Raw genomic sequence first — 20,214 nt, forward strand, 5'->3', positions numbered from 1 at the left:
CATCCGCGGGACGCAGCCGGCATGCGGCGTCCGGCACAGGCATCGACCGCGCGCAGGCATTACGCCCGCACGCTTCCGGGCAGACTGACCATGAGACTGTTGAAATGGCGACGGGCACGCGTACCGCGCCACGCGCACCTGAAGCGCACGCCTATGCGGATGCGCGCCGCCACGCGCGCCGCGCTGCTCGTGTGCGCCGCGTGGCTCGTCTCGGGCGGCCTCATGCCGCAGGCTGCGCTCGCGGTGCAGGCGATCTCGCAATACGATCATCCGAAGTATCCGCCGGGCTTCACGCATTTCGACTACGCGAATGCGGATGCGCCGGACAGCGGCACGCTCCAGTTCGAAAACTACGACGAAGCGCAGAGCTACGACTCGCTGAACCCGTTCCTCGTGCGCGGCGCGCCCGCACCGGACATCAAGAACCTGATGTTCGACACGCTGATGCAGCGCAGCTGGGACGAGCTCGCGTCCGAATACGCGCTGATCGCCGACGACGTCGACGTCGCGCCCGACGGGCTGTCGGCGACGTTCCACATCAACCCGGCCGCGCGCTTCTCGAACGGCGACCCGATCACCGCGGCCGACGTCAAATATTCGTTCGACACGCTGACGAGCCCGCAGGCCTCGCCGCTGTACAACGCACAGTTTTCGATCGTCAAGCGTGCGGTGGTCGTCGACGGCCACACGGTGCGCTTCGAGTTCAAGCATGCGGAGCGCGACGCCGCGCTGATCGCGGGCGACCTGCCGGTGTTCTCGCCGAAGTGGGGGCAGCGCGCGGACGGCACGCGCCCGCCGTTCGACCAGATCGCGAACGTGCCGCCGATCGCGAGCGGCCCGTACCTGATCGACCAGCGCAAGAACGACAAGCAGATCAGCTACGTGCGCGACCCGCACTACTGGGCGGCGAACCTGCCGTCGCGACGCGGCATGTTCCGCTTCGCGCATGTGTCGTTCAAGCTGTACCTGGACCAGTACACGGCGCTCGAGGCGTTCAAGGCCGGCGACATCGATGCGCGCATGGAATACAGCGCGACGCAGTGGGCGCGCAAGTACGTCGGCAAGAATTTCCGCAACGGCATGCTGAAGCGCGGCGAGTTTCCCGACGGCCCCGCACAGATGCAGGGTTTCCTGATCAACATGCGCAAGCCGATGTTCCAGGACGTGCGGGTGCGGCATGCGCTCGCGCTGGCGTTCGACTTCGACTGGATGAGCCGGATGATGTTCTACGGGCAGTATCGCCGTACCAACAGCTTCTGGGAGGCGAGCCCGTTCGCGGCATCCGGCATACCGAGCGAGAAGGAGCTTGCGCTGCTCGAACCGTTCCGTTCGTCGCTGCCGCCCGAGGTGTTCGGCCCGATGGTCCAGCAGCCGTCGACGCTGCCGCCCGACTCGCTGCGCGCGAACCTGAAGGAAGCGCGTGACCTGCTCGCGCAGGCCGGCTGGCATTACCGCGACGGCGCGCTGCGCGACGCGAACGACACGCCGATGACGATCGAGATCATCGACGACCAGCCCGGCATGGACCGCCTGATCCTGCCGTACACGCAGGCACTCGCGATGCTCGGCATCCACGCGTACCTGCGCGAGATCGACAGCGCGGTCTACCTGAAGCGCCTCGACAATTTCGAGTACGACATGACGACGTACATCTACCTGCCGGTGACGATCCCGGGGGCGGAGCTGACGCGCCGCTTCGGCAGCGCGGCCGCGTCGCAACCGGGCTCCGAGAACTATCCGGGCGTGAAGTCGAAGGCGGTCGATGCGCTGATCCGCGCGGCGCTCGCGGCCGACACGCTCGACGATCTCGAGACGGCCACGCACGCGCTCGACCGCGTGCTGATCAACCTGTACGCACTGATCCCGCAGTACTACCTGCCGAATGCACGGATCGCATACAAGGCGACGCTTGGCCACCCGGCGATCGTGCCGGATTCCTATCAATACGAGGACTGGATCATCGACTACTGGTACGTGAAGCAACCGGCGGCGAAATCCGCACCTGCCGCCTGACGGGGGAACGACGATGCTGGCATACATACTCAGGCGTTTGTTGCTGATGATCCCGACGCTGATCGGGGTGGTGACGATCACGTTTGCGGTCACGCAGTTCGTGCCGGGCGGCCCGGTCGAACAGGTGCTCGCGCAGTTGCGCCACGGCAGCGCACGCGGCGGGGAGGCGGGCGGTGGAGGCGGCGGCTACCACGGCAGCCAGGGCGTCGACCCGCAGCAGATCGAGCAGATCCGCAAGCAGTTCGGCTTCGACAAGCCGCCGCTCGAACGCTACATGCTGATGCTGAAAAGCTATGCGACGTTCGACCTCGGCCAGTCCTACTTCGCGCATCGCAGCGTGTGGGCAGTGATCCGCTCGAAGCTGCCGGTGTCGATCACGCTCGGGATGTGGACGGTGATCCTCACCTACCTGGTGTCGGTGCCGCTCGGCATCGCGAAGGCGGTGCGCAACGGGTCGCGGTTCGACACCGTGACGAGCGTGCTGGTGCTGGCCGGCTACGCGGTGCCGGGTTTCGTGCTCGGCGTGCTGCTGCTGATGCTGTTCGGCGGCGGCACGTTCTGGCAGGTGTTCCCGATGCGCGGGCTCACGTCCGACAACTTCGACGACCTGACGCTGATCGGCAAGACGCTCGACTATCTGTGGCACGTCGTGATGCCGGTGACGGCGTCGGTCATCGGCAACTTCGCGATCGTCACGATCCTGACCAAGAACACGTTCCTCGAGGAAATCGGCCGGCAGTACGTGCTGACCGCGCGTGCGAAGGGCGCGCCGGAGCGCGACGTGCTGTGGAAGCACGTGCTGCGCAATGCGGCGATCCCGTTGCTCACCGGGCTGCCGGCCGCGTTCGTCGGTGCGTTCCTGAACGGCAACCTGCTGATCGAGACGCTGTTCTCGCTCGACGGCATGGGGCAACTGTCGTACGACTCGGTGATCCGCCGCGACTATCCGGTCGTGCTCGGCTCGCTGTTCCTGTTCACGCTGATCGGCCTGCTGACCAAACTTATCGCGGATATCTGCTATGTCCTCGTCGACCCCCGTATCCAGTTCAACCGCCTGGACCACTGACCAGGCATGCGCCGCGTGCGCGGCGTCGCCGTCACCGTGGCGGCGCACGTGGCTGCGCTTTCGCGCGCAGCCGCTCGGCTACTGGAGCCTCGTGATCTTCACGGTGCTGTTCGCGCTCAGCCTGGGTGCGGACCTGCTGTCGAACGACCGGCCGCTGATCGTGCGCTACGACGGGCACTATTACTTCCCGATCATGAAGGACTATCCGGAGACTGCGTTCGGCGGCGACTTTCCTGCGATGACGAACTATCTCGACCCGTATATCCGCACGAAGATCGAGTCGCATGGCAATTTCGCGATCTATCCGCCGAACCGCTATCGCTACGACACGATCGACTATTTCGCGTCGCGGCCGTATCCGGCGCCGCCGTCGTCGAGCAACTGGCTGGGCACCGACCAGTTCGGGCGCGACGTGCTCGCGCGGCTGCTGTACGGGTTCCGGCTGTCGGTGCTGATGGCGTTCGCGCTGACCGTGTCGGGCGTGCTGGTCGGTGTGCTGACGGGCGCGCTGCAAGGCTTCTACGGCGGCCGTACCGACTTGGTCGGGCAGCGGCTGATCGAGATCTGGAGCGCGCTGCCTGACCTGTACCTGCTGATCATCTTCGCGTCGATCTTCACGCCGTCGCTGTGGCTGCTGTTCATCCTGCTGTCGATGTTCGGCTGGCTCGTGCTGTCCGACTACGTACGCGCCGAATTCCTGCGCAACCGCGGGCTCGACTATGTGAAAGCGGCGCGCACGATGGGGCTGACGAACGCCCAGATCATGTGGCGCCATGTGCTGCCGAACAGCCTCACGCCGGTGATCACGTTCCTGCCGTTCCGGATGAGCGCGGCGATCCTGTCGCTGACGAGCCTCGACTTCCTGGGCCTCGGCGTGCCGCCGCCGACGCCGAGCCTCGGCGAGCTGCTGCAGGAGGGCAAGAACAACCTGGATGCGTGGTGGATCTCGATCGCGGCGTTCGCGGCGCTGGTGGTGACGCTGCTGCTGCTCACGTTCATGGGCGATGCGCTGCGCAACGCGCTCGACACGCGCACGCGCGGTTCGGCATTCGGCGGAGGGCGGTGATGACGAGACCGTTGCTGCAGATCGACGGGTTTTCCGCGCATTTCGGCGCGAACGTGGCCGTACAGGACCTGAGCCTGTCGATCGGCCGCGGCGAGCGGGTGGCGCTCGTCGGCGAGTCGGGGTCGGGCAAGAGCGTGACCGCACTGTCGATCCTGCGGCTCGCGCAGCAGGCGACGCTGTCGGGGCGGATGCTGTTCGACGGCGAGGATCTGCTCGCGAAAACCGAGCAGCAGATGCGCGGGATCCGTGGCGCCGATATCGCAATGGTGTTCCAGGAGCCGATGACGGCGCTCAATCCGCTGTATACGATCGGCAAGCAGATCGCCGAGAGCCTGCGGCTGCACGAGGGGCTGCGCCCGGGCGACGCGCGCGAGCGCGGGATCGCGCTGCTGCGGCGCACCGGGATTCCGGAGCCGGAGCGCCGCATTGACAGTTTTCCGCACCAGCTGTCGGGCGGGCAGCGGCAACGCGCGATGATCGCAATGGCGCTGGCGTGCCGGCCGCGCCTGCTGCTGGCCGACGAGCCGACCACCGCGCTCGACGTGACGGTGCGCCAGCAGATCGTCGACCTGCTGATCGAGCTGCAGGAGCAGGAGGCCGCCGCGCGCGGGATGGCCGTGCTGCTGATCACGCACGACCTGAACCTCGTGCGGCGCTTCGCGCAGCGCGTGGCGGTGATGGAGAAGGGCGTGCTGGTGGAAACCAACACGACCGCCGCGCTGTTCGCGGCGCCGCAGCATCCGTATACGCGCCGGCTGCTCGACAGTGCGCCGCAACGGGCGATCGAGCCGGTCGCCGCCGGCGCGCAGACGATCCTCGACGTGCAGCACCTCGCCGTCGACTACCGCATCGCGGCAAAGGGCTGGCGCTCGGTGCTCGGCAAGACGACGTTCCGCGCCGTGCACGACGTGCAGCTGACCCTGAAGCGCGGCGAAACGCTCGGGATCGTCGGCGAGTCGGGCTCGGGGAAGTCGACGCTCGCGTCGGCGGTGCTCGGCCTGCAGCGGCCGGCGTCGGGCGCGATCGAGATCGACGGGATGCCGCTCGCGTCGCTGCGCACGACCCAGGGCCGCCGCACGCTGTACGGGCGCATGCAGGTGGTGTTCCAGGATCCGTTCGGTTCGCTATCGCCGCGCATGACGGTCGAGCAGATCGTCGGCGAGGGGCTGGGCGTGCACCGGCCGCAGGTGAGCGGCGACGCGCGGCGGGCGCGGATCGCTGCGTTGCTACAGGAGGTCGGCTTGCTGCCCGAGGCGATGCTGCGCTATCCGCACGAATTTTCCGGCGGGCAGCGGCAGCGGATCGCGATCGCGCGGGCGCTGGCGGTGGAGCCGGAACTGTTGGTGCTCGACGAGCCGACGAGCGCGCTCGACGTATCGATCCAGAAGCAGGTGCTGAATCTGCTGACGAATCTGCAAAAGAAGTACAAACTCAGCTACCTGTTCATCACGCACGATCTGGCGGTGATGCGCGCGATGGCCCACCGGGTCATCGTGATGAAGGCGGGGCGCGTGGTCGAGGCGGGCGAGACGCTCGACGTGCTGCACGCGCCGTCCCATCCGTATACGCGAGCGCTGCTCGCGTCGTCCATGCTGGCGCCGGAGCGCGGCCCGCATGAGAGGCAAGAGAGAACCGATGATTGACGAGAACCGGGCGCCGGGCGCCCGAGCCGTGCAAGCGGCGCAGGCCGCACGTGCGATACGCAGCGACGCCGATTTCTGGTCGCTGCGTATCGTCGACGAGACGATCGACGAACATGCGGTGCGCAACGACGTCGCGCAACCGTTTTCTCGCACGCGCGAGCGCGGTGCGATGCTGACGGCCTGGGCCGGCACCGGCGCGGGCTATGCGGCGACGCCCGACCTGTCCCCGGCCGGGCTGCAGGCGGCGCTCGACATCGCGACCGCGCGGGCGCGAGCCAGTGCGCCGTGGGCGCTGGTTGATCATCGTCACGCCGCGCGCCCGCAGGCGAGCGGCACGTATGCGTCGCCCGATGTCGATGCGGCACTGCCTTCGCGCGCGGAATGGATCGAGCGTCTCGCGCACGAATGCGCGGCGGCGAACCTCGGCGCGCGCATCGTCGAGCGCGCGGCGAGCGTGATGATCGTGCACACCGAGCAGTGTTATGTGACGAGCGACGGGGTGCGGATCGACCAGCGCTTCCGCTTCCTGATGCCCGAACTGCAGGCCGTCGCGCACGGCGATGGCGACACGCAGACGCGCTCACTCGGTCAATCGGGCACGCTGGCGCAGGGCGGCGTCGACGTGCTGGCACGCTACGGCTTCGACGGCGCCGGCGTTCGTGTTGCCGACGAGGCGCTGCAGTTGCTCGCCGCGCCGAACTGCCCGACCGGCCCGCGCGACCTGCTGCTGATGCCGGACCAGATGATGCTGCAGATCCACGAGTCGATCGGCCATCCGCTCGAACTCGACCGGATTCTCGGCGACGAGCGCAACTTCGCCGGATCGAGCTTCGTCAAGCCGGAGATGGTCGGCCACTATCAGTATGGCTCGCCGCTGCTGAACGTCACGTTCGATCCGGAGCCGACGGCCGAAGCCGCGTCCTACGCGTTCGACGACGACGGCACGCCGGCGCGCAAGCAGTACCTGATTCGCAACGGCGTGCTCGAACGGCTGCTCGGCGGGGCGCTGTCGCAGCAGCGCGCGGGCCTGCCGGGCGTGGCCAACTCGCGCGCGTCGAGCTGGAACCGCGCGCCGATCGACCGGATGGCGAACCTGAACGTCGAACCCGGCGACCAGTCGCTCGATGCGCTGATCGCGGGCACCGAGCACGGGATCCTGATGCGCACCAACACGTCCTGGTCGATCGACGACCACCGCAACAAATTCCAGTTCGGCTGCGAATTCGGGCAACTGATCGAGAACGGCCGGCTCACGCAGGTCGTCAAGCGCCCGAACTACCGCGGCATCTCCGCCCAGTTCTGGCGCAGCCTGCGCGCGGTCGGCGATGCGAGCACGTTCGGTATCTACGGCACGCCGTACTGCGGGAAGGGCGAACCCGCACAGATCATCCGTGTCGGCCACGCCGCGCCGGCCTGCGTGTTCGCCGGCGTCGACGTATTCGGAGGCGCGTGATGACGGGATTCGATCCGATGGCACGCCAGGCCGGAATCGACTGGCACGCGTATTTCACCCGCCTCGCCGACGACGCGCAACGGCTGACGGCGCCGACCGAAACCGTCCTGCTCGGCTTCTCCGGTGAAACGTCCGACTTCGTCCGCTTCAATGGCGGCAGGATCCGCCAGACCGGGCGCGTCACGCAGGGGCGGTTGTCCGTGCGGCTCGTCGACGGGGCGCGGCAGGCGCACTCGGCGCTGACCGTCTGCGGCGATCCCGCGGCCGACCTGCGCGAACTGGCGGACGCGGTTGCCGTGCTGCGCGACTGCCTGCGCGATGCGCAGGACGATCCGCACCTGCTGTTCGATACCTCGTCGTGGGTGCAGGAAACGCGCCGCACCGGGCGCCTGCCGGATGCGGACGGGCTCGCGCGAATCGTGGCCGAATGCGCGCACGGGCTCGACTTCGTCGGCTTTTACGCGGGCGGCACGCTGGCGCGCGGCTTCGCGTCGTCGACCGGCAGCCGCGGCTGGTACGAGGTCGAGAATTTCAACTTCAGCTGGTCGCTGTACGACCCGAGCGGCCGCGCGATCAAGACCGTCTATGCGGGCGACGACTGGCGCGATGCGGCGTTCGCGGCCAAGGTCGACGCGGCCGCTGCACGGCTGCCCGTGCTCGGCCGCACGCCGAAGGCGCTGGCGCCCGGGCGCTACCGCGCGTATTTCGCGCCGGACGCCGTCCACGAGATGACGAGCCTGCTCGGCTGGAGCGGTTTTTCGGCGCGTGCGCTGGCGAGCGCCCGCAGCCCGCTGCATCGTCTGTACGCGGGTGAGGTCGCGCTCGATCCGCGCGTATCGATCACCGAGGATTTCTCGCTGGGCATCGCGCCGGCGTTCAACGCGGACGGCTACCGGCGCGACAGCGTGCCGCTCGTCGTCGAAGGGCGGGGCGCGGGGCAGCTCGTATGCGCACGTACCGCGCGCGAGCAAGGGTGCACGCCGAACGGCGCGGGCAACGGCGAATCGCCGCAGTCGCTGACCATCGCGGGCGGCACGCTCGCGGATGCCGACGTGCTGGCCGCACTCGACACGGGGCTCTACGTCGGCAACCTCTGGTACCTGAACTTCTCGGACCCGATCGCGTGCCGGATGACGGGGATGACGCGGTTCGCGACGTTCTGGGTCGAAGGCGGGCGCATCGTCGCGCCGGTCGACGCGATGCGGTTCGACGACAGCTTCTACCGGCTGTTCGGGTCGGAGCTCGAGCAGCTCGGCGCGGCACCGGCGCTGCTTGCGAACGACGACACGTACGGCGAGCGCGCCACCGGAGGCGCGCAGCTGCCGGGGTTGCTCGCGCGTTCGTTCGAGCTCACGCTGTAGCGCGTTCGCCGACACGCGCCGATGCCGTCATTCTTCATCGACCGTCCGGTATTTGCGTGGATCGTCGCGCTCGCGATCGTCGTCGCGGGCGTGCTGGCCATTCCGCAGTTGCCGATCGCGCAGTATCCGCGCCTGGCGCCGCCGCGGGTCGTGATCACCGCGTCCTATCCGGGCGCGTCGACCGAGACGGTCGATGCCGACGTCGGCAGCATCATCGAGGAAAGCCTCGACGGTGCTGACGGGCTGCTGTACTACGAGACGAGCAGCGACGGCCACGGCAACCTCGAGATCGACGTGACGTTTGCGCCGAGCACCGATCCGGACATCGCGCTCGTCGATGTCAACAACCGCTTGAAGCAGGTCGAGCCGCGGCTGCCGCAGCAGGTCGTCCAGCAGGGGATCGGCGTGTTCAAGGCGGCGAACACGTTCCTGATGCTCGTCACGCTGACGTCGACCGACGGCACGCGCGATTCCGCGCAACTCGGCGATTACCTGAACCGCTACGTGCTGCGCGAGCTGAAGCGCGCGCCGGGGGTGGGCGCGGCCGAGCTGTGGGATGCCGACGAGGCGCTGCGGGTCTGGCTCGATCCGGTCAGGTTGCGCGAATACGATCTCGGCGCCGACGACGTGATCGCCGCGATCGGCGCGCAGAACGCGACGGTCACGGCCGGCGCGATCGGCGACGCGCCGTTCGTGCGCGGCCAGCAGCTCACCGCGACGATCGTCGTCAAGGGGCAGCTCACGTCGGCGGAGGAGTTCGGCCGGATCGTGCTGAAGTCGAAGCAGGATGGTTCGGCGGTGCGCGTCGCCGACGTCGCGCGCGTCGAAATCGGCCGCGACGACTATTCGTTCTATTCGCGGCTGAACGGCCGGCCGGCCGCGACGGTCGGCATCCAGCTCGGCCCGCGCGGCAACGCGCTCGAAACGTCGAATGCGATCCGTGCGCGGCTCGCCGAGCTGTCGCGGACGCTGCCGCCGGGCGTCGCGGTCGAGATTCCGTTCGACGGCGCGCATTTCGTCAAGATCGCGATCCACGAAGTCGTGCTGACGCTCGTCGAGGCCGTCGTGCTGGTGTTCTGCGTGATGTGGCTGTTCCTGCGTGACCTGCGCTACACGCTCGTGCCGACTGTCGTGATTCCGGTCACGCTGATGGGCGCGTTCGTCGCGATGTGGGCGTTCGGGCTGTCGATCAACGTGTTCACGATGTTCGGCCTCGTGCTGGCGATCGGCATCCTGGTCGACGATGCGATCGTCGTCGTCGAGAGCGTGCACCGCGTGATGGAGGAGGGCGTGTCGCCGCGCGACGCCACGCGCCGCGCGATGAAGCGGATCGGCGGGGCGATCGTCGGCGTGACCGCGGTGCTGACCGCCGTATTCGTGCCGATGGCGTTTTTCCCGGGCAGCGTCGGCGGCATCTACCGGCAATTCGCGGTGGCGATGATCGCGTCGATGCTGGTGTCGTCGTTCATGGCGCTGTCGCTCACGCCCGCGCTGTGCGCGAACCTGCTGAAACCGGTTGCGCGACACGATGGCGGGGGCGGCCGTGCGCGGCGACGCGGCATCGGCGCGCGCCTCGCCGACCGGTTCGGTGCGGCCTTCGCGCGCGCCGAAACCGGTTATCGCCGTATCGCCGTGTTTGCCGTGCGCCGCACCGGCCTGGTCGTGGCCGTCTATGCGGCGCTCGTGATCGGGTGCGGGCTGCTGTACTGGATGATGCCGGGCGGCTTCCTGCCGACCGAGGACCAGGGGCAACTGCAGGTGATGATCCAGTTGCCGGCCGGCGCCACGCAGGCGCGCACGCTCGCCGTCGTCGAGCGGGTGGAGGCAATCCTGCATGGAGAGCCGGCGATTGCAAACGTGACGAGCGTGATCGGCTGGAGTTTCGTGGGCAGTGGGCAGAACGTCGGAATGGCGTTCGTGGAACTGAAGGACTGGGCAAAGCGCGACGTCGACGCGATGGCGTTGCGCGACCGGCTCAACGGGCGCTTCGGTGCGATCCTCGACGGCGACGTCGAGGCGGCGCTGCCGCCGTCGGTGCGCGGCATCGGGCATTCCGACGGCTTCACGTTCCGGCTCGAGGATCGCGGCGGGGTCGGGCTCGACGCGTTGAAGGCGGCCCGCGAGCAGTTGGCCGAACGCGCGAAGGCGAGCCCGTTGCTGTCAGCCGTGCATTTCGAGGACCTACCGGACGCACCGCGTATCGAGCTCGATGTCGATCGCGCGAAAGCGTATGCGCTCGGCGTACCGTTCGAGCGGATCGCGGGGCTGCTGGGCGGCACGTTCGGCTCGAACTACATCAACGACTTTCCGGCGTCGGGCCGGATGCGGCGGGTGATCATCGAGGCCGATCCGGTCGCCCGCGCGACCGATACGCAACTGATGGCGCTGACGGTGCCGAACCGCACCGGCGACATGGTGCCGCTGTCGGCCATTGCCGCGCCGCACTGGACGATCGGGCCGGTGATGCTGAACCGGTACAACGGCTATCCGTCGCTCGACATCAGCGGCCGGGCGGCAACCGGCACGAGTTCGGGCGCGGCGATGGCCGAGATGGAGCGGCTTGCCGCTGCGCTGCCGGCCGGGATCGGCTTCGACTGGGTCGATGCGGCGCGCGAGGAGCAGGTCGCTGCGCGGCAGACGCCGCTGCTCGTCGGGTTGTCGGTGCTCGCGGTCTTCATGGCGCTGGCCGCGCTGTACGAAAGCTGGACGATTCCGCTGTCGGTGCTGACGATCGTGCCGCTCGGCATGATCGGCGCGATCGCGGCGGCGCTCGCGCGCGGGATGCCGAACGACGTGTACTTCAAGGTCGGGATGATCACCGTGGTCGGGCTGGCGGCGAAGAACGCGATCCTGATCGTGCAGTACGCACGCGACCTGGCCGGTCACGGCGTGCCGTTGCGGCAGGCGGTGGTCGACGCGGCCACTGCGCGATTCCGGCCGATCGTGATGACGTCGATGGCGTTCCTGCTCGGGGTCGTGCCGCTCGTGCTGGCGACCGGCGCGGGGGCGGAAAGCCGGCGCTCGATCGGCACGGGCGCGTTCGGAGGCGTGCTGGCGGCGACGGTATTCGGGCTCGTGTTTGCGCCGGTGGCGTTTCGGGTCGTGGCATCGGCTGGCCGGCGCGGCCGGCGGGTGGCGGTGGCCAAGCGGGACGATCGGCAGGCGGAGGCGGTGGGGGAGTGACGCAGCTTCGCTAGCTGATTTTCGTGCGTTTGGTGACGTACGGTCGTCGTGCAGACGGCTCACGGATGGTTCAACTCAAGGAGACGAACTCAGGCCATGTCCTACGTTCTGTATTACTCGCCCGGCGCGGCAAGCATGGCCGTGCACTGGATGCTGATCGAACTCGGCGTGCCGTTCGAAACGCGACTCGTCGATATCGATACGGGTGCGCAGCATACGCCCGAGTACCTGCGGTTGAATCCCGCCGGCCGAGTGCCGACGCTGGTCGTCGACGACATGCCGCGGACCGAATCGGCCGCCTTGCTGATGCTGCTCGCCGAACGTCATCCGGAGCCGGGCCTGGCTCCGCATCCGGGCTCGCCTGAACGTGCCGCGTGGTTCGAGATGATGATCTATCTTGCCAATTCCGTTCTGCCCGCAATGCGAAACTGGTTTTATGCGGAGACGGATGGCGATCCGCGATGCGCTGACATGGTGAAGGCGTTTTCGCAGGGGCAAGTCGAGGCGTCGATGGCGCATCTCGACAATCTGCTGTCCGACGGTCGGTCGTATTTGATCGACGATCGGTTGAGCACGGTCGACTTCCTGGCGCTGATGCTCATGCGCTGGACGCGTAACATGCCGCGCCCGGCAACGACGTGGCCGCATCTGGCGCGCTATATCCAGCACCTTCGCGGGATGCCGACATTCCTGGAATTGAATGCGCGCGAAGGGCTGACGGAGTGGATGAATCGGGCTGCGTGAGCGCAACACGTTGCCGTGACGTGTTCGCGCTAGTGCAACCCTTCGATGATCAACACGACGGCGATCAAGGCAACGAGCATCACATCCCGCTCGGCGACACGGGCGACGATGCGTCGAAATCCGTTGCATCGACTCGTCCTGGCAAATGACAGGTCGCGGGGTTGAAAATCCATAACTCTGCAGTTATCATTCAGATTCATAACCTTTGAGCTATGGATTGGAACCTACTGCCAACGACCTGTTCGCCGCGTTGAGCGAGCCGACCCGCCGGGCTATTTTTCAACGGCTTTCCCATGAAGGCGAGCAGACCGTCGGACGACTGACCGCGCATGCGGGCGTATCGCAGCCCGCCGTGTCCAAGCATCTGGCCGTGTTGCGACAGGCCGGGCTGGTGGAAGGGCGCCCGGAAGGACGAGAAACCTATTACCGTGCCCGTTCGGAGGGGCTCGCGCCGTTGATCGACTGGCTCGGCGTCTACGGCGTCTTCTGGCGGGATCGAATCGACGCGTTGTCCGACCTGCTGGACAGGATGGACACATGACTGCGTCGCGAGAATCGCACAGCCTGGTCGTGGAGCGGAGCCTTCGGCATCCGCCCGAAAAAGTGTGGCGCGCACTTACGCAATCGTGGTTGATCGAGGAGTGGCTGATGGCCAACGACTTTGTGCCTGAGGTCGGTCACCGCTTTACGTTGCGCGCGACGCCGTTGCCCGGATGGTCGGGCATCACGAATTGTCAGGTCATCGCGGTGGAGCCGGAGCGGCTGCTCAGCTATCGCTGGGGCGATGGCACGGAATCCGCGAGCGGGCTGAAGACGATCGTCACCTGGACCTTGACGCCACATGAGGGCGGCACCTTGCTGCACATGGAGCAGTCGGGTTTTCCTTCTCCAACCGCGCTCAGCTACGTGCGCCTCGGCGCGGCCTGGCCTCGCTTTCTCGACAAACTGGATCAGCTCATCGGCTAGTTCCGGCGACTGAACATCAACGCTTTCTTCTTCCCGATGGGGCCTGCCGGCCGGCCGGCCCCAGGGGTCATGCTTGCCCGGCGCAAGCCATCGGCTTCGGCCGCACGTTCAAGGAATAGCAGGTATGTCGACTGTCCGAATCGCAATCATCTATCACAGCCTGTATGGCCACACCGCCAGGCAGGCCGACGCGGTGCGCGCGGGCGTAGAACGCATTCAAGGCGCAGAAGCGCTTCTCCTGACCACCGAGGAGGCGCCGTCTCGCTGGGACGATCTGGCATTGGCGGAGGGCATCATATTTGGCTCGCCGACCTATATGGCCAGCGTGTCCGCAGCATTCAAGACTTTTCAGGAAGCGACCTCGAACGCCGTCCTGGCCAAGGGCGCATGGAAAGACAAGGTCGCTGCCGGGTTTACAAACTCGGGCGCTCACGCCGGCGACAAACTGGCCACCTTGATCCAGATCGCGCTGTTTGCCGCTCAGCACGGCATGCACTGGGTCAACCTTGCGCTGCCGCCGGCGAACAACTCCACTACGGGCTCGGATCAGGACTTGAATCGCCTGGGATTCTGGCTCGGTGCCGGGGCGCAATCCAATGTCGATCAGGCCGCCGATGTCGTGCCGCCGGAATCGGATCTGGCCACGGCGCGCCATCTGGGGCAACGCGTGGCTGAGGTTGCGATGCAACTTGTGCGCGGGCGGGCGTGAATATTTTCACGTGACGGCAAATGGCTGCGGGGACGTTCATCGGCCCTGGCGATGGCCGGCTCGTCGCGTTGAGCGTCGCCGTATCCCGAACCGTCCGGTCTCGCTTCATCGTGGCGCTCGGCGTGTACGGGCAGGTGCCAGTCAATGATTCGCCCGAAAAATCCTTCAGGGCACCGCCACGGGTGGCAGGTCAGGGTGGCGCACACCCCGCCCCGGAAGGTGATTTCGACGCAATTGATTACCACTCGAATTCGATTTCGGCTTGGGGTGTGGATTAATGACATTAGAAACCTCCCGTTGTATGGGGTTTTTAATTAATCAATACCTGAAAATATGCAAATGATTAAGATTAGGGCCTCTCGACCCGAGGACGGTGCATGCGCAGTTGAAATCTGGATTCATCTTGAATACCGGGATTGAAGAGGATGGAAACAATTTTGATAAGGCAGGGGAAACAATGATGAAGGTCGGACTGGTGGGTTGGCGCGGCATGGTGGGTTCCATGCTGCTGAAGCGGATGCGCGAAGAGGGGGATTTTTCGAGAATATCGCCGACATATTTCAGCACGTCGGCGGCAGGGCGCACGTATCGTGACCCGCTGGGCGCCGAGCACCGTCTGTTCGATGCGAACTCGGTCGAAAGCCTCGGCGAGATGGACATCATCATCACCTGCCAGGGCGGCGACTACACGAAGGCGGTGTATCCGGTGCTGCGCGCGTCGGGTTGGAGCGGTTTCTGGATCGATGCGGCGTCCGCGAAGCGGATGGATGACGATTCGATCATCGTGCTCGACCCGGTCAACCGTGAACAGATCGAGGCCGGCATCGCTGCGGGCGTGCGTAACTACATCGGCGGCAACTGCTCGATCACGCTCTCGCTCATCGGTCTGACCGGGCTGTTCCGCGCCGGACTCGTCGAATGGATGAGCATGATGACCTACCAGGCGGCGTCGGGCGCCGGCGCACAGCATGTGAAGGAACTGCTCGGCCAGATGTCGGCCGTCGCCAGGTGCGTCGATAACGATCTTGCTGATCCCGGCACGCCGGTGCTCGACGTGCTGGCGAAAGCACACGCAGCGTCACGCGCGAGCGACTACCCGATCGAAGCGTTCGGCGCGCCCCTCGCGGGCAGCATCATCCCGTGGATCGACAGCGACCTCGGCAACGGCGTGAGCCGTGAGGAATGGAAGGGTGAAGTCGAGACGAACAAGATCCTCGGGCTGCCGCCGGGCACGATCCGGGTTGACGGACTCTGCGTTCGCGTCGCTGCGCTGCAGAGCCACTCGGCCGCGATCACGCTGAAGCTGAAGGAGAACGTTGAACTCGATCGTCTTGAAACGCTGATTCGCGATGCGCACGAGTGGATCGATTTTGTGCCGAACACCCGGCAGGAAACGATCCAGCGGCTGTCGCCGGCCGCCGTCAGCGGATCGCTGAAGATCGGCGTGGGCAGACTGCGCCGCCTCAACGTCGAGCCGCAGATGTACAGCGTGTTGACCACGGGCGATCAATTGCTATGGGGGGCGGCTGAACCGCTGCGGCGCGTGCTGAACATGATTCTGAACGCGCAGTAGGTTGCCGGCGAACAGGGCGTTTCAGCGATGGCGGCGCAACGTGCGCCGCCGTCGCTCGATCCTTCGGTGGTGGCTTCGTCCCGATACGTGGACAGCGCGACTCGATGCAGCTGGCGTCGACGCGCTTCGTATCCAGAAAGCAGAGAGAAAAACCATGAGTGACATCATCATCGCAGGCGTTTTTATCGGCCTGACTGCCACGGCGCTGTCGGATGTGTGGGCCGTGTTTCTCGAAAAGGCGTTCAAGGTACCGAATTACGGCTTCGATGTCGTGGGCCGCTGGATCGGGCACATGGCACGCGGGCAATTCTTCCACAAGCCGATTTTCGCGTCGCCTCCGATTCCGGGCGAAAAAGCGATCGGCTGGATCGCTCATTACGCATTGGGCGCGGCGTTTGGGTTCTTGCCGATCCTGCTCGGTGGCGGCACGGACTGGATTGCCAGCCCAACGTGGGCAGCCGCGATCGCAGCAGGATTTCTCACGCTCGCGGTACCGTTTTTCATCGTCGTGCCTGCGTTCGGTATGGGTGTTCTGTGCTCGCGCACGCCGGATCCCTGGGCGGCACGGCGCCAGGGCGTTATCACGCACCTGTACTACGGCATTGCGCTGTACCTCGCCGCAATCTCCTTTGCGATGCTGATGCGCTAAGGACGGGCGATGGCGAAGCATCGACCGCATGCGGTTCATCGACGACGCGCACAAGATGGAAGCTGGACTCCAATTGGGAGGCTTTGATGTCGTGCGAAAAGTGTCGCAGCTTTGGTGGAACGCGCTCTAACTATGAATATTTGGGTATAAATATTTCCAGGCATGCGGAGTTGTACCAGTGCATGAATTGTGGCCAATTTCTAGAGATAGTTGCGGAAGCTCGTGCTCCGTATTTTCTTACGCTTGAGCAGGCCAAAGAGCACTTTCCGGATGCTCGCAAAGCGCTCGAGAAGGTTGCGGAGCGAAAGTGAGAAGTGGCGGACTAACCAAAATCCGCCGATGGCCAGTAGGTCTGTACTGGTTTGGCATCGCGGTTGGCCGAACATTACCTTGGAAATGGGAACGAAATTGCTTGGACGGACGGGTCAGTGGGGTCGTCTACAACGCTAGTAATGTGATTTGACATAATCATAGTTATCGACATTTTCCGTTGTAGTGGCTAGATTGAAATGTCCGCTTTTGGCTACATAGAAATGTCCGCTTTCGGGCCGCGTAAGCTGACCGGCCGCCGGGTGTCCGGCGCCGGAGGCTGCGATGGCTGCAACGGAACGGATCACGATGACGATGCGCGAGCTGGACCGATTCAAGGTCATCCAGGACGTAGCCGACGGCAAGCTCAAGCCCTGGCGAGCGGCGGAACGGCTGGAGTTGACGACACGCCAGGTTCGCCGGCTGGTCGCCCGGCTGCGTGAGCACGGGCCGGCGGGATTGGTGTCGGGACACCGAGCGAAACCCGGCAACCGCCGCCTGGATCCAGGATCCGCCGATCGTGCGCTGTCGATCATTCGCGATCGCTACGCCGATTTCGGACCGACGCTGGCCTGCGAGAAGCTCTGGGAATGTCACGGCATTCGGCTGGCCAAGGAAACGGTCAGGAAGCTGATGACGGAGGCTGGTTTGTGGATTCCGCGCCGACAACGACCGCCGAAGGTGTATCAGCCGCGAGCGCGCCGGGCGTGCCTGGGTGAACTGATCCAGATCGACGGCAGCGACCATCGATGGTTCGAGGAACGGGTGCCGGCCTGCACGCTGCTGGTGTACGTGGACGACGCGACGAGCCGGCTGATGATGCTGCACTTCACGCAGACCGAATCGACCTTCAGCTACTTCGAGGCCACGCGGGCGTACATCGAACGCCACGGCAAGCCGGGAGCGTTCTACAGCGATAAGGCCAGCGTGTTTCGCAATGTGACGCCGGGCAAGACTGGCAATCGCGTGACGCCGTTTGGTCGGGCGATGTACGAGCTGAACATCGACACGTTCTGCGCGAACAGCAGTTCAGCCAAGGGACGAGTCGAGCGAGCACATCTGACGTTGCAGGACCGATTGGTCAAGGAGATGCGATTGCGCGGCATCAACACGGTGGTTGACGCCAATGCTTACGCGCCCTCCTTCATGGCCGCCTACAACGCGCGCTTCGCGAAGCCGCCGAAGAGCGACTTCGATGCGCATCGGCCGCTACGGACCGACGAGAGTCTCGACTTGGTGCTGACGTGGCGCGAGCCGCGGAAAGTGACGAAGTCGCTCACGGTGCAGTACGACCGGGTGATGTATTTGCTGGAGGACACGCCGGCCAACCGGAAGCTGATCGACCGCCAGATCGAGGTCTGGGAGTACCCGGATGGACGGATCGAACTCCGGGCTGATGGTCGTGCGTTGCCCTACAGGCAGTACGACCGCCTGGCCGAAATCGATCAAGGCGCAGTCGTTGAGCACAAGCCCTGCTTCTGGCGGCACTCGTGTACCTCGTGATGTACGTTTGGCATCGCGGCATCAAGGCCGTCGTGAACCGGCTGGGCGAGGACCCGGTCTCCATCGACGCGTTCATGCAGTCGAACGCCGCGACTCTCGCACGCGTGCCCGGCACCGCGGTGTTCCTCACCCGGGAGAAGACTAGCGTGCCGCCCGTGCTGCTCTGGTACGTCAGGCACAGCCAGGCGCTGCACCGCAACGTGCTCGCCGTCACGCTCGACATCGCGTCGGTGCCTTGGGTCGACGCCGCCGGCCGCGTTGCCGTCACGCAGCCGGCGCCAGGCTACTGGACGGTGACTGCCACCTACGGATTCATGGAGCGCGCGGACCTGCCGGCGCTGATGACGCAGATCGCCGCGCAGCACGGTTGCCCGCTCGATCCGGCCGCACTCACGTATTTCATCGGCATGGAGCGCATCACGCACCGCGATGACGGACAGGGCATTCCGCGCTGGATGCAGTGGGCGTTCGCGCTGATGCTGCGCAACTGCACGCGCGTGACCGACTATCTGCGGGTGCCAGCGGATCAGGTGGTCGATCTGGGGCGGCAGGTTTCGATTTAGGGGGGGCTGGTCAGCTCGGCCGCGCGGCCGAGCGGCCGAACCTCAGCCACCGCGGAACAGCCACCGCAAATCAGCCGCAAACCCCGGGACGCATCATCCGAACTGCGCCGCGAGTTCACGCAGATATTTCTCGCTCCAGGTCATCGCGCCCGACTCAAGCTCGGCGATCAATCCGTCCAGCCATTTGATCTCGGCTTTCAGCAGCATCTGCCTGTATGAAGACGGTTTTCAATCCGGCGAAGCGGCTGGCTTCCGACCACGCCTACCGGATCGATTGGGACGCTACCGCACTTCCGGCGTCTCGTTGAGCGCCGGAACCGGATCGCCACAAGGTCGTGGGAGCCGCGATCCGGAAACCTGGCATCGAATTGAAATGGCGCATGTTGACGCACGTCTGCGTGCGACGGGGCGCTGACGTTCCCGCTACGCGATCACGAATCAAGGGGGCGAACGATCCGCCGGCTCGGCGGACAGGCTCCTCAGCATGTCTGCAAACATGCTCGCTGCGCGGGTTCGCCCTGTCCTGTTCGACCATAGCAAGCCCAAATCACGCGACAGCTCAGGGCCCGTTATGCGCAACAGATTGACGTGTTCGAAGCGCGCACCGGCGCTTTCGGGAACGATGGCGGCAAGCTGTCCTTGCGCCGCGACGGCGAGAAGCGACTCGGCGGTATCCATTTCTACGGCGACTGCCAGATGTGCGCCGACATTTCTGAACGTTTCCTCGATCAGGATTCGTGTCGAAAATCTCGAAGTGAGCAGTGCCAGCGGGATCGAATCGAGTGCTTTCCACTGGATCCGGTGCTTCTTCGCGAGAGGATGGCTTCGGCCGACCGCCAGCACGAGTCGCTCCGTGAACAGATACTCCGATTCGACATCGTCGCGCGACGCGGGATGAAATGCGATGCCGAGGTCAAGCGCGCCCAGCGCCAGATTGTCTTCAAGCTCCGCCGCTAGAAGATCCCGAACCGAGATCCGCACTTTCGGATACCGCTGATTGAAGGTCGCAACGGCATCCGGCAAGAATGCAAGCGGAAACACGGGGATTGCACCGAGGGTGAAAGTACCCGCCTCGAGTGCCTTGAGTTCCTGCACGGCCCGTTTGGCGTGCATCGCTTCGTTGCATGCCCGAGCCGCGTAGTCGCGAAAAATGCGGCCTGCCTGCGTGAGCCGGATGCTGCGCCCGACCCTGTCGAACAGCGCGGCACCCAGTTCCTCTTCGAGCTGATGCAGCGCGTGTGACAGCGTGGATTGCGCGACGTACATCGTTTCGGCGGCCCGCGACAGGTTGTTCAGTTCAGCGATGGCCAGAAAATAGCGAAGGTGTCGCAGTTCCATAGGTGCCTGCCGTGGAGTTTTTTCACGATGCCGCGCACGCCCGAGAGAGCGTGCAATTCGATTGCGCCAGCGTAG

General features: G+C 65.6%; 16 protein-coding genes and 1 pseudogene. 16 read left to right on the forward strand and 1 reads right to left on the reverse strand.

The features are described 5' to 3' along the window. Positions 1–90: 90 nt before the first annotated feature. The 16 genes and pseudogenes from LGN19_RS11940 (at position 91) to LGN19_RS12015 (ending at position 18,801) form a co-directional block, all read left to right on the forward strand. A complete protein-coding gene (locus tag LGN19_RS11940; protein ID WP_226214811.1) occupies positions 91–2,013 on the forward strand; it encodes an extracellular solute-binding protein in 1,923 nt (640 codons plus the stop codon). 13 nt (positions 2,014–2,026) lie between these two features. After that, entirely contained in the window at positions 2,027–3,079 is a 1,053-nt protein-coding gene (locus tag LGN19_RS11945) for a microcin C ABC transporter permease YejB (RefSeq protein WP_122945461.1), read from the forward strand. After that, on the forward strand, positions 3,033–4,145 hold the full coding sequence (locus tag LGN19_RS11950) for an ABC transporter permease (RefSeq protein WP_226214812.1): 1,113 nt from the start codon (positions 3,033–3,035) through the stop codon (positions 4,143–4,145). The genes LGN19_RS11945 and LGN19_RS11950 overlap by 47 nt, the downstream gene beginning before the upstream one ends. After that, a complete protein-coding gene (locus LGN19_RS11955) occupies positions 4,145–5,788 on the forward strand; it encodes an ABC transporter ATP-binding protein (RefSeq protein ID WP_226214814.1) in 1,644 nt (547 codons plus the stop codon). Before LGN19_RS11950 ends, LGN19_RS11955 begins: the two co-directional genes overlap by 1 nt. Beyond that, the gene (locus LGN19_RS11960; protein ID WP_226214815.1) at positions 5,781–7,241 is read left to right on the forward strand and encodes a TldD/PmbA family protein; all 1,461 of its coding nucleotides are present in this window, start codon (positions 5,781–5,783) and stop codon (positions 7,239–7,241) included. Before LGN19_RS11955 ends, LGN19_RS11960 begins: the two co-directional genes overlap by 8 nt. Further along, complete coding sequence (locus tag LGN19_RS11965; protein WP_226214816.1) at positions 7,241–8,602, forward strand: TldD/PmbA family protein; 1,362 nt, start codon at positions 7,241–7,243, stop codon at positions 8,600–8,602. Before LGN19_RS11960 ends, LGN19_RS11965 begins: the two co-directional genes overlap by 1 nt. 21 nt (positions 8,603–8,623) lie before the next feature. Further along, the gene (locus LGN19_RS11970) at positions 8,624–11,785 is read left to right on the forward strand and encodes a multidrug efflux RND transporter permease subunit (RefSeq protein WP_226214818.1); all 3,162 of its coding nucleotides are present in this window, start codon (positions 8,624–8,626) and stop codon (positions 11,783–11,785) included. Between the two features lie 96 nt (positions 11,786–11,881). Continuing rightward, positions 11,882–12,529 (forward strand): glutathione S-transferase family protein, encoded by a 648-nt coding sequence (locus LGN19_RS11975; RefSeq protein ID WP_226214820.1) that lies wholly within the window; start codon positions 11,882–11,884, stop codon positions 12,527–12,529. Between the two features lie 217 nt (positions 12,530–12,746). Then, positions 12,747–13,070 (forward strand): ArsR/SmtB family transcription factor, encoded by a 324-nt coding sequence (locus LGN19_RS11980; protein WP_205169106.1) that lies wholly within the window; start codon positions 12,747–12,749, stop codon positions 13,068–13,070. After that, entirely contained in the window at positions 13,067–13,495 is a 429-nt protein-coding gene (locus LGN19_RS11985) for an SRPBCC family protein (RefSeq protein WP_122945454.1), read from the forward strand. The genes LGN19_RS11980 and LGN19_RS11985 overlap by 4 nt, the downstream gene beginning before the upstream one ends. A 124-nt stretch (positions 13,496–13,619) precedes the next feature. Beyond that, the gene (locus tag LGN19_RS11990) at positions 13,620–14,204 is read left to right on the forward strand and encodes a flavodoxin family protein (RefSeq protein ID WP_122945453.1); all 585 of its coding nucleotides are present in this window, start codon (positions 13,620–13,622) and stop codon (positions 14,202–14,204) included. A 20-nt stretch (positions 14,205–14,224) separates the two neighbouring features. Beyond that, on the forward strand, positions 14,225–14,482 hold the full coding sequence (locus tag LGN19_RS11995; RefSeq protein ID WP_226214822.1) for a hypothetical protein: 258 nt from the start codon (positions 14,225–14,227) through the stop codon (positions 14,480–14,482). Positions 14,483–14,664: 182 nt separating this feature from the next. Continuing rightward, entirely contained in the window at positions 14,665–15,777 is a 1,113-nt protein-coding gene (asd, locus tag LGN19_RS12000) for an aspartate-semialdehyde dehydrogenase (RefSeq protein WP_226215074.1), read from the forward strand. A gap of 154 nt (positions 15,778–15,931) precedes the next feature. After that, positions 15,932–16,426, forward strand: coding sequence for a DUF2938 family protein (locus LGN19_RS12005; RefSeq protein WP_226214823.1), 495 nt, complete (start codon positions 15,932–15,934; stop codon positions 16,424–16,426). A 594-nt stretch (positions 16,427–17,020) separates the two neighbouring features. Further along, positions 17,021–18,205: pseudogene (locus LGN19_RS12010) on the forward strand (ISNCY family transposase); the annotation flags it as partial. Positions 18,206–18,237: 32 nt separating this feature from the next. Next, entirely contained in the window at positions 18,238–18,801 is a 564-nt protein-coding gene (locus tag LGN19_RS12015) for a KUP/HAK/KT family potassium transporter (protein WP_264173029.1), read from the forward strand. A gap of 438 nt (positions 18,802–19,239) precedes the next feature. Here LGN19_RS12015 and LGN19_RS12020 read toward each other — a convergent pair whose 3' ends face one another. Further along, positions 19,240–20,139, reverse strand: coding sequence for a LysR substrate-binding domain-containing protein (locus LGN19_RS12020; protein WP_051889838.1), 900 nt, complete (start codon positions 20,137–20,139; stop codon positions 19,240–19,242). Between the last annotated feature and the right edge of the window lie 75 nt (positions 20,140–20,214).

The organism is Burkholderia sp. AU30198 (genome assembly GCF_020419825.1).
Classification (GTDB): Bacteria; Pseudomonadota; Gammaproteobacteria; order Burkholderiales; family Burkholderiaceae; genus Burkholderia.